Genomic DNA, 15,786 nt, shown 5'->3' with positions numbered 1-15,786 from the left:
TGATTGGGCTGATGACCCCCGGCCACTTTTTAGCTTCATGAAAGCGGATGAGAGACACGTTTGCGAAAAGCAGTCGGGGCCTGACCCGTCCAACGTTTGAAGGCGGTGGAAAACGCAGCCTGATCGGAATAACCGAGCGAATACGAGATTTCGGACAGATGCATACCGTTCTTGATGAAGGTCTGCGCCAGGTCACATCGTAAATCTTCAACAATCTCGCGATATGAAGTGCCTTCGTCAGCCAGGCGGCGAGCCAATGTTCGAGGGCTTAGGCCGAGCTGGGAGGCGGCGTCGTCCACCTGTACGATTCCCCCCGGCATCGCATCTGTGATCAACCCTTCGATCTGTGCTCGGGTTTTCTGTCTTGGCGACTGTCTTTCGGCCAGCAGGCGTTCGCCAAATTCAACCAAATGCGCGCGCAGGCTAGGGTCGTAAGTTGGGATCGGTGTTTCCAGCGAGGGCAGCGACAGGATGATTTCCAAGCGTTCGGCCCCGAAGGTAACTGGGAAACCTCCGATTTTCTGGTAGGTGGCTTGGTGTTGCCCAACTGTGTGCTGAAACCGTATCTCAATCGGATTCAGATTCAACTGAGTCAACGCCCGCATCCGGGCGATCGCGCCAAACAGCAGGAACTCGGTCCGCCGATGATAGCGGGAAAAGCTCGGGTCTTTCCAATCGGCCTCAAGCGAGGCAGCGTTACCTGAAAGGCGCAGATTGAAGGCCAGGGCCGGGTCGATAATGCCATGAAACCGCGCCGTATTCTCGATCACCTGCTTCAGATCACGAGAGTACTTGCTGATATAGGCCGTAATGCTGGAAGAAGAACTGAATTCCAGACCCGCCCGTGCGCCAAAGGTGATATCGCCAAGTGCATCGCAGGCGTGTCGGACAAACAGCGCTTCTTTGTGGGCGCTGTACCTTTTGGCAGGCGGTTCAATATCGCTGCGGGTCAATGCGCAGTCACTCAGGACCTGTTCCACCACGGTCGCGCTTGCGTGATCCTCAAGGGTCCGTGTCAGCAATTGAATGCGTGAAATGTCGACGTCCATCACCCAGCCCAAAAAACGCGTTACTGTAATACCGTTACCCTAGCGGCAAACCGTGGCAATGCGCCAGCCTCGGTGCTGATACCCAGGAATTGACCGCAACTCACAAAGATATGGCAGAAATGGCCATGTCCGTAGCCTTGGCCAATAGCTACATGACCGGTGTTGTCGGGTCAGCGCCTTTTGGGGAAAAGGTCAGAGCCTGAGCGAGCGGTCCACCAAGCCGTTTCAACGGGTTCCCCGGCACGCCCCTCTCATTCTTCTGGTCAGTCATGTCGCATTGCTGCGGCGCATTCGACGTGACAGCATCACGGGGAACCTTTTGTTATTTCTTGATCTCTCGTGGCTGATGATCTTTCCATCGATACAGATTTGATCGTCTTCGACGGTGAATGCGTGCTGTGTTCAGGGTTTTTTCACTTCATGTTGCGCCATGATCGAGATCAGAAATTTCTATTTGCAACTGCGCAGTCACCGCTTGGGCAGCAGCTTTATGCTTTCCTGAACCTGCCGACAGACGAATTTGAAACCAATTTGGTGATCGTCAAAGGAAAGGTGCACCAAAATCTCGACGCATTTGCCGCTGCGGTGCGTGCACTAAATGGTCCGTGGCGGGTATTGTCCTTGTGTCGATACCTGCCGAGGTTTCTGAAGAACCCGCTGTACCGGATGATTGCCCGTAACCGATATGCGCTATTTGGGCGGCGGGATGGGTGCCTGGTTCCTGATCCTTCTCTCAGATCGCGGTTTGCCCAAGATGGATTCTGATCGTGATCCATTCCTGCAGGCGCTGGGTATAGATGAAGCTGTGCCTGGATTGGTCAGGGATTTGCACAGCGGGGAAGGTCGCTACTCTGGTCGATGCAGCATTCAGCGTGGCCGAGGCGTTTTGGTCGCTCTGGCACTTCGCATCGGGCGATTTCCACCTGCGGGCGAAGATTTGCCGGTCACCCTTACGATCCGAAAGTCCGGCGCATATTGGCAATGGGAACGGGATTTCGCAGGCCACAAAACGCGTTCACGGATCACTTTTGATCCGCTGTGTGGCATGGTGCGGGAACAGATCGGCGGGCTGACAATATGGTTGCAGCCGGTGAGAACTGATAAGGGGTTTACCATCGAGATCCGCCGCCTCGCTTTGTTTGGCATTCCGTGTCCGGGGTTTCTTTTGCCACGTTCCGGATCGACCGAGGCTGAGGACGTACAATTGAGGTTTCGCTTTGACATTTCGGCGACAGCACCGGGATTGGGACACCTGATCCGCTATCAGGGATGGTTAGAGCCTGTTCACGAACCACGTGGGTCAAGCTGACATGATCGTTAGTTCGCTGTGCTGACGATGGCGACGCACTAGTCTATATTTCACATGGAAACAGGAAGATGGTCACGATGAAACAGACAATACTTTGCGCATTTGCAGCACTGCTTATGACCAGCTCTGCGGGCGTTGTCGATGCAGCGCCGAACGGTTATCGAACGGAACCGATGAGCGGCACAGACTTCGAGGTCATTCCAAGGACACGTCAGGATACTGATGGATATTGGTGCGCCGCTGCTGATTTTGCCCGCCGGAAATTGGGTGCTGGGTGGCAGCAACAAATCTACGTTCTGCGCGGCTACGGCCCCAGCGTGACAACGGGACGCCGGACGGCGGTACAGTTCACACTGAAACAACCCGCCAATGTCCCGCAGAAAGGCAGCTTTTCGGTCACAGCCGGGTTCCAGCCGGGTGACAGCATGTCGGTACAGGGCGCAAATGCGCGGTGCGGCGTCCGTCCGTTTATCAATTGACCTGCGATGCAGACAGAATTCTCGATCCAGACACAGGGCGTGGGGCTCTATGAGATTACCGCCCCTGTGCGCAGTTGGCTGAGGCCGGTTTCGGACGGTTTGCTGACGCTCTTTGTGCGCCACACTTCTTGTTCGCTGCTTATTCAGGAAAACGCCGACCCCGAGGTGCAGACTGATCTGCGCGCATTCTTTGATCGGCTGGTGCCGCAATCGGATCATCCGTCGATGGCTTATCTGCGCCACACCTATGAGGGGCCGGACGACATGCCAGCCCATATCAAGGCCGCGATGATGCCTGTTTCGCTGTCGATACCGGTATCAGGTGGGGTGCCTGCGCTGGGCACATGGCAGGGGATATATCTGTTTGAGCACCGCAACGTGCCGCATGAAAGAAAGGTCGCTGCGCATTTTGGGTGACGCTTTATATTGGGGTGGAAAATTCCGACTACCCAAACTCTAGAGGCTGTCCTATAGTTGTGGATAAGTAAGCCGCAGCGCTTACAAAAAGTGGCCAGCTAGGGACGAGGAGACGGCGGATGCGCTGCCCGTTTTGCGGAAATATCGATACTCAGGTCAAAGATTCACGCCCGGCAGAGGATCACGTCGCGATCCGCAGACGGCGGTTCTGCCCGGCCTGCGGCGGACGGTTCACCACCTATGAACGCGTGCAACTGCGTGATCTGGTCGTCATCAAAACCAACGGTAAGCGCGAAGACTTCGACCGCGACAAGCTGGAACGCTCGATCCGTATTTCGATGCAGAAGCGGCCCATTGATCCCGATCGGATTGATCAGATGATCTCCGGTATCGTGCGCCGTCTTGAAAGCATGGGGGAAACCGATATCCCTTCGAACAAAATCGGTGAAATTGTAATGGAAGCGCTGGCCCGGATTGATACGGTCGCATATGTTCGCTTTGCGAGTGTGTACAAGAATTTCCAGGCGGCCGATGATTTCGAGGAGTTTGTCCACGAGTTGCGCCCGCCTCAACCTTCGACGGATGAGTGAGCGATACAGATAAGCGATATATGGCGCTGGCCCTATCATTGGGGCGGCGCGGCCAAGGCACCTGCTGGCCGAATCCGTCCGTCGGGTGTGTCGTCGTACGCGATGAACGCATCGTTGGTCGCGGCTGGACGCAGCCCGGGGGTCGTCCGCATGCAGAACCTATGGCTCTGACGCAGGCGGGTAAGGCCGCGCGAGGTGCCACCGCTTATGTCTCGCTTGAACCCTGTTCACACTACGGAAAGACGCCGCCCTGTGCCGAAGCGCTGATTGCGGCCGGTGTTACCCGTGTGGTTTCGGCGATCGAAGACAGCGATCCTCGGGTCGCTGGGCAAGGGTTTGCCATGTTGCGCGAGGCCGGGATTGAGGTCACCACCGGCGTTCTGGCGGAACAGGCAGTACGCGACCACGCAGGGTTTTTCCTGAAAACCGAGCAGGGCCGCCCGTTTGTGACTTTGAAACTGGCCAGTAGCTTTGATGGACGGATTGCAACGGAAACCGGGCACAGTCAGTGGATCACAGGTCCAAATGCTCGCCGCGCGGTGCATGCGATGCGTGCGCGCCACGATGCGGTGATGGTTGGGGCAGGGACAGCGCGCGCCGATGACCCGTCGCTGACGGTTCGTGATCTGGGCGTGCAGCATCAGCCGGTGCGCGTGGTGGTCTCGCGACATCTGGATTTGCCCTTGATGGGGCAACTTGCGCGAACCGCGTCCGATATCCCTGTCTGGCTCTGTCACGGCCCCCATCCAGACCCCGAGCGTGCGCGTGCGTGGGAGGGGTTGGGTGCCCGTCTGATTCCTTGTGCGCTGGATGGTCATCACGTGGATGCGGCTGATCTGTTGCAGCAGCTTGGGCAGGCCGGATTGACGCGTGTCTTTTGCGAAGGCGGATCAGCATTGGCCGCATCTTTGCTAAAGGGCGATCTGGTCGATGAGTTGGTCGGTTTTACAGCGGGGCTGACCATCGGGGCCGAAGGTCTGTCCGCGATCGGCGCACTGAGGCTTGATACTCTGGATACTGCCCCCCGATTTGATCTGATCGAAACACAGGTCGTTGGCGGCGATATCCTACATCGCTGGGCGCGCGTGACGCACTAGCCTTCAGCGCCACCAATGCGCATGCGTCGCCAGTGCGCCCTGAAATTTGGACAAGATGCGATTTACGGGTCCGGTAGGGGATGGCGTACCTTGCGCAAGCCGTTCAACCGCGATTTCTACAGGGCAGGCCTGCCCCGTCTGTGGGTCGAAATAGCGCGGGTAGTCGATCAGGGTTGCGTGCACCAATCCCATCAACGAAGGCCGCGCGCCACGTCGCGCAGGCACTGCCCCCAGATCCGTTGTCAGCCCCCAACCGGCGTAGAACGGTGCGCCGAGTGTGGTGACCCGGACGCCGCGCAGCAAAGCCTCGAACCCCAGCAGAGAGGTCATAGTCCAGACTTCATCCACCTGTCCAAGCAGGGTGGCAGGATCGGTGCCTTCTACAATGACATCGGCCAGATCAGTTTCGATTTTGCCGTCGCGCAGACCAGCTTCGACATCCGGATGAGGTTTATAGATCAACACAGCGTCGGGATTGGCCTCGCGCGCCGCGCGCAGCAGATCGAGATTGGTGCGGATATTGCTTGTTCCCAGCCGGATCGAGGCGTCATCTTCAACCTGACCTGGCACTAGAACGCGACGCCCCTTCGGTAGGTCCGGGGCGGGGTGGCCGATGTTGTACTTGCTTAGGCCCTCGGTCAGCAGCCGGGCTGTCAGCCGCTCGGCGCGGAGCCTCTGATCAGGGCGCAAGGTTTCGCGCGTGGTGATCCATTCCTCCAGGCGGCTGGGATGCGTTGGATCGTAGTAGATGCCGATATCATCGGTCACCAGCGACAGCGGTGGAACCAGCTCCGCGCCCAACCCGCGGGATCGTAAAAAGCCATCCTCAATCCGGGTTGCATTCAGCGTCTCACCGGCTCGGCTGGCCCAGACCATATGGGGTTGTTTGGTGTTCTCTGGCTGCTCGGCCACGAAACGCACCTTATGGTGCTGGCCGAAAATGCGTTGCAGGTGGCGGCGTTTCCATACCCGCATCCCGGAGGCGGTCCAGCCTTTGTGGTCCTGCCGCCAAGCTCGGGTTTGCGCCTCAAGCGTATCGAGCACGCATTCCAATTCGCACAGGCGATCATGGTAGGGATCATACCAACGCGGATACAAGATCATCGCAGCTGCAAAAAGCTGCGCCCGTGTAAGATTCCGTTGGCGACGGAGCAGGGGGGCATCATCCTGCGTTAGCCCCCACCCAGCGTAGAATGGTTGCCCGAACACGCGTGGTTTGTGCCCGGCCAATATCGCCTCAAATCCCATCTGCGAGGACAGCGTGTAAACCCCGATGGCCCCTTCAAGCAGCGACCATGGACTTATGGGGCTGTCGAGGATCGATATTCTGTCACTCAGATCCTGATCGGAAAAGTATCCCTTGCGGTGGCCTGCCGTGGTTTCGGGGTGGCTTTTGATGAGGATGCGTGCGCCGGGGTTTTCCTCTTGCGCGATTACCAGCATCTCGCGGAACCGTGCATAGTCGCCGTTGCTTGCGGTGACGGCAGCATCTCCCTGCGTCTGGTCGATCACTAGAACGTAGCCAGGATCGGGAGGCGTCAGATCAAGGTCAATGGCCGAGTATTTGCTCAGATGCAGCTCTCGGATGCGCGCGATTGCGCCTCGCGCGCGATCCAGCAGGGCGGTGTCATCCAGCGGATGCGTGGCTAACAGAGTTTCCAGATCCGAAGGCACACTCGGATCAAAATGCAGACCCGATCGATCCAACAACAGACCCATGGGTGCCTCACCGCTTCGTCCAGGGTGCAGAGACCGCAGGAACGCGTCTTCGACCCTCAGGACGGGCACATCGCGTTTCTGCGCGATACCCATGCCTCGATGGGCTGTCGGGCTGTTGCCCCAGACCCCGACCAGATCGTCTGGCTGTGGCAGACCAAGCCGGATGTCATACCCGGCCAGAGACAATATACGACGCAGCCGCGACTGTGACAGGAACCCACCGTTGTAAACAAAAAGCCGGGAGCGTTCGCCCCCGGCCGTGTTCTCCGATTCAGAGAGCATTCATCAGTTACCCGTAAGCGTCGCCACATTCGCAAATGGCGTCAGACCTCCAGCAATCAGCGAGACAGATTTGCTCCACTGTGCATATGGGGCCTCGGTGACGTATATCGTGTCATCGTCTCGGATCACGAAATCGCGGGCGATGAACAGGCCATTGGGCGCGGTCAGGTTCAGCAAATAGATCATGCGCTGATCACCCTGTAGCTCGGGACGTCCCATGACATTGCGCGCCACATCCTGCCGTTCCTCACGCAGAACAAAAATACCGGTCGGGTCTGAAGATAGCGGCTGTAGGCCTCCGACCTGTGCCAGCGCCTCAAGGGCAGATAAGTCCTGACTTTCAAAGGCCACGCGGGATTGTCCGCCGGTCGAACCCAGCGCGATGTATGAGCGACTGTCCTGTTCGACCAGAATGCGATCGCCGCCGCGCAGGGCGATATCGGTTTCCGGGTTGCGGAACAGATCGTCGTACCAGATGGTTCCACTTTGCTTGCCCCTGATCACAGTGACCAATGCGATATCGGATGCAACTGCCACCCCGCCTGCTTGCGCGAGCATGGTCGATAACGAGCCAGTTGGTCGCTCAATCGGATAGATTCCCGGCGCGCCGATAGTTCCGGTCAGAGAAACGGTCGACCCATCGCCCGGAGTGCGCGACACTTGGACTTGCGGATCCGGAGTCTGTTCTTCCAGCTTCGAGGAAATCAACGTGCGGAGCTGCTCGGGCGTATTGCCCGCCGCACGCAGCCGCCCGGCATAAGGGACAAATATGTAACCTTCGCTGTCGACCTGCACCTGATCCAGAACGGTTGCGCCACCGGCTGCGGAACTTAGCAACCCATCCTCGACATTTTCCCAGATGCTGAGACTCAGAATATCGCCGGGGCGTACGGTATCGGATGCGACGCTTTGCGCGCTGCGGAAAGATTTCGAAAACCCGTATTGCGGAATCACCGATGTGGCCCGCGCAACACGGTCGTCGACCTCAACTACAAAGGCGTTACCCCCGTTTTCGACCGACCCGGCTAGAATTTCGTTTTTGTTCGGTCCGGATTTGGGAAGCTGGCATGCTGCCAGCAGGCCAAGGGTCGCCACAAGGGAAACCCCCCGGATCCATCGGGTAGGAAAGCGCTGCACTGCCGATTTACCTCAATCGTCTTTGTTTTGGGAAGGTTACCCGCATCGCTTCGAAACATCCAGCAGCAGGTTGCCCGCGATCATTCAACAACGCGCAACTGTGGCGTTGTGGCCTCTTTATCGGAGAGCAACCCTTGATAGGGGTCCTGAGCCGATAGCATCATATCAGCCGCTCGCCGCAGCAATTGACGACGCCCTCGGCGAGAATAGAACCCCCCGGGGACTTGGCAGGTTTCCAGAAGAAATTGGCGATAAGCCCGATAGGCCTTGCCGCCCGGGGCATCTGGCTGGGCAAAGAATGCCTCAATCGATTGCCGAGATACGAATTCGGGCTTGTCATAAACCGACTGCCCAAAAATCCGCAAAGGTATGCCACGCCACAGAACCTGCTGGCCTGCCGTGGAATTCACCGTCACGGCGGATTTTGCATCGTCTAGCAACCTGGCCAGCTTACCACCGGGCACATAGTGAATTCGGTTTGTGATGCCGTGCTGTGCTGCAAGCTGGCGCGCCCGCAGCCGCAGCGGTTCACGGTGGTTCTCAAGCGGGTGTTCCTTGATGACAAGGTGGTGATGCGCAGGGGCGCCTTTGGCGAATCCGGCGATCACTTGTTCGAGAAAATCGGACATACAGGAAAAATCCGAGTGGTATTGGACCGAGCTGTCATGCCCCAATTGAAGCAACACAAGATGGTATGGAAAACCGCTCCACCTGACCTGTGCTGTGGCCCAACCCCGCTGTAGCCTGTGAATGGGCATCAGACTCAGACGTTTGAAGTACAAACGAAACTCTTTCGAAACCGGCAGCTCTCGATGTGGTCGGAATTTCTGATATCTGCGGTTCAGAAACAGCACAAACCAGTGATAGAGCGCACCGTAAAAGATGTGCTGGCGCATATCCCCCCAATGGGAAGGCGGTGGGGGCGCATGCCCTTCGGACTGTTCCAGCGCCGTCTGCATCTGCGCCACATCCAGTTCCATCAGGCGTGAGTTTCCGTTCGACCCGTTTCGTTCATAGGTCACCCACCAAGGGCGCAGGTAGCCTTCTTCAAACACATGAACAGTGGTCCCGCGTGCTTTGGCAATCTCAACTGCGCGTGCATGCACGGGCCGGGTGTCGCCATAGAGCACGATATCGGTCACACCATGGTGGGCGAGCAAATCGCTGAAGGTTTCTGGCCAGTCGTCGGGCGCACCGCGATACGGAATATAGCTGGATTTTTCGCCCCAGAAGGCCTGATCACCCGCGTTGAAGCCAACCCGCCAGACCTGGGCACCCGCAGCACGCAGCATCCGACCAAGCGCGTTAAAGAACGGGCCATGCGGTCCTTGTAGAAACAGGAACACACGCCGGTCGGGGCAAGCGGTCAAGGGTGCCATGCTATCTGCTCGTCTAGTGGCCTTGTGGTGCGTTTGTATAAAATTATGCCTCTTTGTCGTTTTCACGGCAAGGCAGGGCTTGCCGGTGGGGCTGTGTGCCTTTACCTCGGCTGTTGAAGCTAGGTTCAGAGGGTTAATGATATGTTCACAGGGATCGTCACCGATATTGGCACCGTTACCGAACTGGACCAGCAGGGAGACCTGCGGGCACGGATCAAGACAAGCTATGAAACGGCGGGCATTGATATTGGCGCTTCCATCGCAAGCGATGGCGTCTGCCTAACCGTCATCGCGTTGGGCGATGATTGGTATGATGTGCAGATCAGCGCTGAGACGGTTTCGAAAACCAATCTGGACAGTTGGCAGGTGGGCAAACGCGTCAACCTGGAACGTGCCTTGAAAGTCGGGGATGAATTGGGAGGGCACATCGTCTCGGGCCACGTGGATGGCGTGGCAGAGGTGGTCTCTGTGATAGACGAGGGTGACAGCACGCGGGTGACATTGCGGGCGCCTGCCAATCTGGCGCGGTTTATCGCTCCGAAAGGGTCCGTTGCACTGAACGGCACATCGCTGACGGTTAATGATGTGGACGGGTGTGACTTTGGTATCAACTTCATCCCTCACACCAAAGAGGTCACCACATGGGGTGACGTCTCGGTTGGTGATCGCGTGAACCTTGAGATCGATACCCTGGCCCGATACGTCGCGCGACTGGCCGAGATGTCCTGACCTTCAGGTGGAAGGTCCAAATTTGGCCGTCAGCCTCTTGGACAGCCACCAGAAGCATGAAGCCAGCAGGATTGAGACATACCCGTCGATGGCGTAGTGCCAGGCGAGGTGAACCGAGCCTAGTAAGATGATGAAGGCAAACACCGACAGCGCCCAGCCGAGCCAACGCGAATAGGTGAAGCCGTAGAACGCCAGCAGCACGGTAGAGGCTACATGCATGCTGGGCATCGCCGAGATTCCGCCTGCTAGCCCATTATTCCGATAACCATCCAACAGCATTTCATGCACATTCAGCGCCCAGACCGGGCTGATTTCGTGTGATTTGCGTAACAACTCCATCTGCGGAACGAAGTCAGAGCCAAGATTGAAGGGTTCGTAGTAAACGGGACCGACCGAGGCAAAGATGGTTGCAATCACATTGCCGCCTATAAACCAGCACAGTGCAAACGCTACCAGAAAAACGGTGCTGCGGTTCGGGTCACTGCGGTCCAGACAGGCGACGCAAACCGCGACGTAAATCATGGGAAACCAGATGTGATAGGCGCCATTCACCGCTGTGGTTACGATCGGGGATCCCAAAATGGGCCATAGCAAGGTCCACGGATCGACGCCGCCGTGCAGAAACCGGTCCCATTGCACGAATTGCTCATCCCAGAGTGTCGGATTCACAGCATGTATTTCGTTCTTCAGGAAGGTATAGGTCAGGATAAGAGCGACGATGCTGAGAAAGCAGATAACCGCATCGGTCGCTTTTTCAACATCTGCCATATTGGATCGCAGATCTTGCAACATCCATTGAATTGGCTTTTTGGGTCGCACGATGAACATGGCAACGCCAAGTCGCCAAAGAACGAAATTTGCGAACATGAAACCAAGCAGACGAACTGAGATGACAATCAGGGAAGAGGTCGAAAAATCCCAATATGACCGTCCTACATAGATGCTAACGGCAATGGCATAGACCATCTGCAGTGCAATGAGTGATAGCAGCAGCCTGTTTCGCCGAAGGGCGCTTACACGCACGAAATTTGCAGCGGGCAGATCAGCGGTCTTAGACACTGGGCTCAAATTCTCGTCTAGCTAGGACATTATACAATGACTGGTGCCTAGGATATCAGGCGATCCAAGGGCCCAATTGGGGCAATTTGTGGACAAAGTTCACGCAACCGGCCTAAAGGTTCAGCTATTGGCAACAATGCTCAGAAAAGGCCTAAGTCAAAACTGGCGCATAGGATTGGTAAACTGAGTTGGCACCAGATTTCATCGCTGTCCCTATAGCGCTGGGCATTTCAATCTGTCTCGCAGTGCTTACAGGCTGGTCTTTGCGTCCACTCTGGTCTATCCCGCCATTCAAACCCGTTGTGCGAAAGGCTGCCCTATGAGTTTTGAAACCCCCGGACCGGTAGAGGCCCAATTGCGCGAGGCGATCAGTCCGATCGAGGAAATCATCGACGAGGCCCGAAAGGGCCGGATGTACATTCTTGTGGATCATGAGGACCGCGAGAATGAGGGTGATCTGGTGATCGCGGCTGAGTTCGCTGACGCAGAGGCGATCAATTTCATGGCGACCCATGGGCGCGGGTTGATCTGCCTGCCGATGACAGCGGAACGGATCGATAGCCTGGGCCTGCCGATGATGGCGGTGAACAACTCGTCGCGTCATGAGACAGCCTTCACCGTGTCGATAGAAGCCCGCGAGGGAGTTTCGACGGGAATATCGGCCGCTGATCGCGCGCTGACTGTGGCGACGGCAATCAATGAGCAAAACACTATGGCTCACATAGCGACCCCAGGCCATGTCTTCCCCCTGCGCGCCAAAAGGGGCGGTGTATTGGTGCGTGCAGGGCACACCGAGGCCGCCGTTGATATCTCGCGTCTGGCCGGGCTGAACCCCTCGGGCGTGATCTGCGAGATCATGAAGCCCGATGGCACAATGGCGCGCCTGCCTGATCTGGTCGCCTTCGCCAAAGAGCATGAAATGAAGATCGGCACGATCAGTGATCTGATCGCCTATCGCTCGCGTAACGACAATCTGGTGGTTGAAACTTCGCGCGAGACAGTGAATTCCGAATACGGTGGCGAATGGGAGATGCGGATTTTCACCGACCAGACCCACGGTATCGAACACGTTGTCATGATCAAGGGCGACATCACAACGCCCGAGCCGGTCCTGACCAGGACCCACGCCCTGCATGAAGCGCCCGATATTCTGGGTCTTGGCCCGAAATCGTCACGAGAGCTGCCCCGCGCGATGGAAAAGATCGCCGAAGAGGGGCGCGGCGTCGTTTGCCTTTTCCGTCAGCCGCGAAATTCGCTGTATGCCGCAGACGACGAAGGCCCGCGCACGATCAAGCAAACCGGTCTGGGTGCGCAGATCCTGTCCAAGATGGGTATTCAGGAACTGGTGTTGCTGACAGACTCGCCTGAAACCGTGTATCTGGGGCTCGACGCGTTTGGACTGTCAATCGTCGGCACCCGCTCGATCCTCAAGGAAGACTGATAATGGCTGAAAAAGACAAACATGGCATTCTGCCGACTCCCAGCTTCGACAAGCCGGTGAAACTGCTGCTGGTGGTGGCTCCGTTCTACCGTGCCATCGCCGACAACATGGTCGCTGGTGCCAAGGCCGAGATCGAGGCCGCAGGCGGCACCTGCGACGTGGTCGAAGTGCCCGGTGCGCTGGAAATCCCGACCACAATCGCCATGGCCGACCGTCAGTGCAACTACGACGGCTATGTCGCGTTGGGCTGTGTCATTCGGGGCGAGACGACGCATTATGAAACCGTCTGCAACGACTCTAGCCGTGCAATCCAGTTGATGGGCCTGCAGGGCCTGCTGATCGGCAATGGCATCCTGACTGTCGAAAACGACGAACAGGCCGAGGTACGTGCAAACCCCGAAAAGATGAATAAAGGCGGTGGAGCGGCGGCTGCGGCCTTGCATCTGATCGCGCTCAGCCGTAAGTGGGGCTCTTCCAAAAAGGGCGTGGGCTTCAAGCCACCGTCCGAGTCCATCCTTGTGGCGGGCGACAGCAACGGACCCACGACAGTATGACCCAGACAGACGCGCCGAAACCGGCCAACCAGAAACGCCTTATGAAATCCGCCGCCCGGCTTTATGCCGTGCAGGCGCTGTTCCAGATGGAGCAGTCGGGCCAGACGACTGAACAGGTTGTGAATGAGTTTCTGGATCATCGGTTTGGCGCGGTCTACGAGGGGGATGAGATGCTGGATGGCGATATTAGTGTCTTCCGTAAGTTGGTGGATGACGCCGTGAACTATCAGGCCACCATCGACCAGATGACCGATCGTGCATTGGTCGCCAAATGGCCCATTGCGCGCATCGATCCGACCCTGCGCGCTGTGTTTCGCGCGGCCGGGGCTGAGTTGACCCAGAGCGACACGCCGCCAAAGGTCGTGATCACCGAATTCGTCGATGTCGCACGTGCGTTCTTCCCGGAAGGCAAAGAGCCCAAATTCGTGAACGCTGTGTTGGATCACATGGCGCGCGAAGCCCAGCCCGAGGCGTTCTGACGCCTTTACCGCGACCCTGCATGCGCTAGACTCACCATCACAGCGCAAGGAGGTTCGCCATGCCCAAACTGGTCCGTCTCTACATTACGCAAGTCATCTGGGGCTTTGTGATCTCGGCCGTCTTTGTCGGGGTGCTGCTGGCGCTCAACGTGGCCAATCTACGGCATCTGATCACCAGTTCGGAAATTGGTCTGATCGCGTTGGCCATGATCTGGTTCATGAACGGGATCGTCTTTGCGGGTGTGCAGTTCGCCTATGCGATCATGAGCATGGCTGAGAAGCCGAACAAACCACGTGGTGGAACACCGATTGCTCATGGTTTGAAGCCTGCGCCGATCAAACAGGAAGTGCGCGCAGGGCGCTGATTTATTAGGTAAATATGTGGCGGGACCACCAGTCAACCGTGCGGTTTGATTCCCGAGGACCTGTATGTACAGGTGGGCGCCAGGTAATCAGGCCAGGACCTGAACAGAGCCAGCCCCCTCGGAATTGCTTAAGGCCACCAGAATGCTACCAGTCACAAGAAGGGCAGAACCCGCCACGGGCCTAAGTAGGGCCTGAAGTAGGTTCGCACAAGGGGTTAAGCATCAACAGTTTCGTGCAAAGCGGTGCGCATCTTGCCGAAATGTTCATCCCATCCGTCATCCAGCGAAAGGATCAAGCCAAAGGCGTCAGCCCCTTGAGGTAGGCCCTCGTGCAGCAGTCCAAGGCGTGTGCCGCCAGCAACGGGGTCCAGCGTCCACTTGACCACGCTTTCGGCGCCGCCCATCGGTTTGATGGTGAATGTATATTCAAGATACTCAGGACGCCTCGCTTCACGCACTTCACCCCAAATCAGAAGGTCGCCACTGGTCGTCCCGAACATCTCAAGCTTTTGTCCTGCGGCCAGGGGGCGTTCGGGTTTATGAAACCACTCGGCCAGCCGGTCGGGATCGGTCAAATAGTCCCAAACGACCTCCGGTGTGGCGCGGAGAAAGATTGTTTTCTGCAAAACTGCGTCTGTCATTTCTTGTTCCCTTCGATAGCTTTCTTAAGATTGGCGAGGCGATCATCCCAGAACCGGTCAAAGTAGCTGAGCCAGTCCAGAACCGGAGCCATCCCCTGTGGTTCAAGGCGATTGATGCGTTCGCGACCTCTGGCCTCGACCGTGATCAGACCGCCATCTGACAGGACCGTCAGGTGTTTCTTGACCGCCGCGCGGGTCATGTCGAAACGCTCGGTCAGTTGGGCAATCGTCATGTCTTGGGCGGCGAGCATTTGAACAATGTCCCGCCGGGTCGGGTCGGCGAGCGCCCGGAATGCGTTTTGAGTTTGTGAGTTCATGATAAATTTCACCAGATACCATTTGGTATCATATGTATGAGATACCAAATGGTATCATGTCAAGTTGCTTGATTTTTGTTCATGAATTGTTCACATTCTCGGAATGACACTAATTATGCAGCCCGGACAGAAGCTGGCCCGTGGTGTTTCGCGTCACCTGTTGACCCACGGCTATGTTTCGATTGAAGAATTTGTTCCGTCCCGCGGGCTGCGGGTCGATGTGATGGGGCTGGGCCCAAAGGGTGAGATTTGGGTGGTCGAGTGTAAATCCAGCCGCGCCGATTATCAGTCGGATTCCAAATGGCAGGGCTATCTTGACTGGTGTGACCGATTCTTTTGGGCGGTTGATACGGATTTCCCGACCGAGCTGCTGCCTGCGGAAACGGGCCTGATCATCGCCGATGCCTATGACGCCGAAATCATCCGCATGGGGCCAGAAAGCAAGCTGGCCCCGGCGCGGCGCAAAAAGATGGTTCAGAAATTCGCGATGGATTCTGCCCGGCGTCTGCAGGCCTTGCGTGACCCCCGGATTTAACTTTGGACGGCGCGCGCGGCTTGGGCTGCGGCACGAATTTCCTCGGCGATTTCTTCGGCCTCTTCGGGGTCGAAATCCATCGGAATCTCAATGCCGTTACCCTCGATGAACAGGCGCACCATACCGTGATCGGTGGGGCCGATCTGCAGGTTTGCTTCGATGTCGCGTTCGGTGTTAATGCCCATGTTCGCCTCCGGGAAATGCGCCT

21 protein-coding genes are annotated in these 15,786 nt (G+C 57.2%); 12 read left to right on the top strand and 9 right to left on the bottom strand.

The genetic code is table 11. The features are described 5' to 3' along the window. Positions 1 to 35 precede the first annotated feature (35 nt). Together ACR0I1_RS04905 and ACR0I1_RS04900 are read right to left on the bottom strand one after the other, a co-directional pair. On the bottom strand, positions 36 to 1,049 hold the full coding sequence (locus tag ACR0I1_RS04905; protein WP_170396293.1) for a helix-turn-helix domain-containing protein: 1,014 nt from the start codon (positions 1,047 to 1,049) through the stop codon (positions 36 to 38). A 148-nt stretch (positions 1,050 to 1,197) separates the two neighbouring features. After that, positions 1,198 to 1,320: a hypothetical protein gene (locus ACR0I1_RS04900; RefSeq protein WP_255612047.1), complete on the bottom strand. Its 123-nt coding sequence runs from the start codon at positions 1,318 to 1,320 to the stop codon at positions 1,198 to 1,200. Positions 1,321 to 1,388: 68 nt separating this feature from the next. Here ACR0I1_RS04900 and ACR0I1_RS04895 point away from each other — a divergent pair, with 68 nt between their 5' ends. From ACR0I1_RS04895 to ribD, 6 genes are all read left to right on the top strand, one after another. Beyond that, entirely contained in the window at positions 1,389 to 1,814 is a 426-nt protein-coding gene (locus ACR0I1_RS04895; RefSeq protein WP_480705229.1) for a thiol-disulfide oxidoreductase DCC family protein, read from the top strand. Then, a complete protein-coding gene (locus ACR0I1_RS04890) occupies positions 1,804 to 2,358 on the top strand; it encodes a DUF4166 domain-containing protein (RefSeq protein WP_480705227.1) in 555 nt (184 codons plus the stop codon). The genes ACR0I1_RS04895 and ACR0I1_RS04890 overlap by 11 nt, the downstream gene beginning before the upstream one ends. 77 nt (positions 2,359 to 2,435) lie before the next feature. Continuing rightward, complete coding sequence (locus ACR0I1_RS04885; protein ID WP_255612048.1) at positions 2,436 to 2,837, top strand: hypothetical protein; 402 nt, start codon at positions 2,436 to 2,438, stop codon at positions 2,835 to 2,837. Positions 2,838 to 2,843: 6 nt separating this feature from the next. After that, a complete protein-coding gene (locus tag ACR0I1_RS04880) occupies positions 2,844 to 3,254 on the top strand; it encodes a secondary thiamine-phosphate synthase enzyme YjbQ (protein ID WP_480705225.1) in 411 nt (136 codons plus the stop codon). Between the two features lie 119 nt (positions 3,255 to 3,373). After that, on the top strand, positions 3,374 to 3,844 hold the full coding sequence (nrdR, locus tag ACR0I1_RS04875; RefSeq protein WP_039534475.1) for a transcriptional regulator NrdR: 471 nt from the start codon (positions 3,374 to 3,376) through the stop codon (positions 3,842 to 3,844). Then, positions 3,841 to 4,941, top strand: a complete 1,101-nt coding sequence (gene ribD / locus ACR0I1_RS04870) for a bifunctional diaminohydroxyphosphoribosylaminopyrimidine deaminase/5-amino-6-(5-phosphoribosylamino)uracil reductase RibD (RefSeq protein ID WP_480705223.1) — start codon at positions 3,841 to 3,843, stop codon at positions 4,939 to 4,941. Before nrdR ends, ribD begins: the two co-directional genes overlap by 4 nt. Positions 4,942 to 4,944: 3 nt before the next feature. On the opposite strand, the gene ACR0I1_RS04865 is transcribed toward ribD, so the two are convergent. The 3 genes from ACR0I1_RS04865 to ACR0I1_RS04855 form a co-directional block, all read right to left on the bottom strand. Continuing rightward, the gene (locus tag ACR0I1_RS04865) at positions 4,945 to 6,942 is read right to left on the bottom strand and encodes a capsular polysaccharide biosynthesis protein (RefSeq protein ID WP_480705221.1); all 1,998 of its coding nucleotides are present in this window, start codon (positions 6,940 to 6,942) and stop codon (positions 4,945 to 4,947) included. A 3-nt stretch (positions 6,943 to 6,945) separates the two neighbouring features. After that, positions 6,946 to 8,079 (bottom strand): polysaccharide biosynthesis/export family protein, encoded by a 1,134-nt coding sequence (locus ACR0I1_RS04860; protein ID WP_170565801.1) that lies wholly within the window; start codon positions 8,077 to 8,079, stop codon positions 6,946 to 6,948. Between the two features lie 80 nt (positions 8,080 to 8,159). After that, complete coding sequence (locus tag ACR0I1_RS04855; RefSeq protein ID WP_480705219.1) at positions 8,160 to 9,458, bottom strand: capsule biosynthesis protein; 1,299 nt, start codon at positions 9,456 to 9,458, stop codon at positions 8,160 to 8,162. A gap of 141 nt (positions 9,459 to 9,599) precedes the next feature. Here ACR0I1_RS04855 and ACR0I1_RS04850 point away from each other — a divergent pair, with 141 nt between their 5' ends. Beyond that, positions 9,600 to 10,187 (top strand): riboflavin synthase, encoded by a 588-nt coding sequence (locus ACR0I1_RS04850; RefSeq protein ID WP_170396310.1) that lies wholly within the window; start codon positions 9,600 to 9,602, stop codon positions 10,185 to 10,187. Positions 10,188 to 10,190: 3 nt separating this feature from the next. Here ACR0I1_RS04850 and ACR0I1_RS04845 read toward each other — a convergent pair whose 3' ends face one another. Then, positions 10,191 to 11,246: a phosphatase PAP2 family protein gene (locus ACR0I1_RS04845; RefSeq protein WP_480705217.1), complete on the bottom strand. Its 1,056-nt coding sequence runs from the start codon at positions 11,244 to 11,246 to the stop codon at positions 10,191 to 10,193. Between the two features lie 319 nt (positions 11,247 to 11,565). Here ACR0I1_RS04845 and ribB point away from each other — a divergent pair, with 319 nt between their 5' ends. The 4 genes from ribB to ACR0I1_RS04825 are packed head-to-tail and all read left to right on the top strand — an operon-like array spanning position 11,566 to position 14,085. After that, a complete protein-coding gene (gene ribB, locus ACR0I1_RS04840) occupies positions 11,566 to 12,687 on the top strand; it encodes a 3,4-dihydroxy-2-butanone-4-phosphate synthase (RefSeq protein ID WP_480705215.1) in 1,122 nt (373 codons plus the stop codon). Positions 12,688 to 12,689: 2 nt separating this feature from the next. Further along, entirely contained in the window at positions 12,690 to 13,241 is a 552-nt protein-coding gene (locus tag ACR0I1_RS04835; protein WP_480705213.1) for a 6,7-dimethyl-8-ribityllumazine synthase, read from the top strand. Then, a complete protein-coding gene (gene nusB / locus ACR0I1_RS04830) occupies positions 13,238 to 13,720 on the top strand; it encodes a transcription antitermination factor NusB (protein WP_170396315.1) in 483 nt (160 codons plus the stop codon). The genes ACR0I1_RS04835 and nusB overlap by 4 nt, the downstream gene beginning before the upstream one ends. Positions 13,721 to 13,779: 59 nt before the next feature. After that, positions 13,780 to 14,085 carry a hypothetical protein gene (locus ACR0I1_RS04825; RefSeq protein ID WP_170403312.1) on the top strand — a complete coding sequence of 102 codons (306 nt, stop codon included), beginning with the start codon at positions 13,780 to 13,782 and terminating at the stop codon, positions 14,083 to 14,085. A gap of 215 nt (positions 14,086 to 14,300) precedes the next feature. Here the strand turns inward: ACR0I1_RS04825 and ACR0I1_RS04820 are convergent, their stop codons facing one another. Next, positions 14,301 to 14,726, bottom strand: a complete 426-nt coding sequence (locus ACR0I1_RS04820; RefSeq protein WP_170585376.1) for an SRPBCC family protein — start codon at positions 14,724 to 14,726, stop codon at positions 14,301 to 14,303. Then, a complete protein-coding gene (locus ACR0I1_RS04815) occupies positions 14,723 to 15,043 on the bottom strand; it encodes a metalloregulator ArsR/SmtB family transcription factor (RefSeq protein ID WP_170693695.1) in 321 nt (106 codons plus the stop codon). The genes ACR0I1_RS04820 and ACR0I1_RS04815 overlap by 4 nt, the downstream gene beginning before the upstream one ends. A gap of 103 nt (positions 15,044 to 15,146) precedes the next feature. Here ACR0I1_RS04815 and ACR0I1_RS04810 point away from each other — a divergent pair, with 103 nt between their 5' ends. After that, positions 15,147 to 15,578: an MmcB family DNA repair protein gene (locus ACR0I1_RS04810; protein ID WP_170585370.1), complete on the top strand. Its 432-nt coding sequence runs from the start codon at positions 15,147 to 15,149 to the stop codon at positions 15,576 to 15,578. Here the strand turns inward: ACR0I1_RS04810 and ACR0I1_RS04805 are convergent. Continuing rightward, complete coding sequence (locus ACR0I1_RS04805) at positions 15,575 to 15,763, bottom strand: DUF6324 family protein (RefSeq protein WP_480705210.1); 189 nt, start codon at positions 15,761 to 15,763, stop codon at positions 15,575 to 15,577. The two genes, ACR0I1_RS04810 and ACR0I1_RS04805, sit on opposite strands and share 4 nt — an antisense overlap. Positions 15,764 to 15,786 lie beyond the last annotated feature (23 nt).

The organism is Ruegeria sp. B11 (assembly GCF_056539785.1).
The sequence above is the reverse complement of the archived record's forward strand: the minus strand, read 5'-3'. Positions and strand labels throughout refer to the sequence as shown.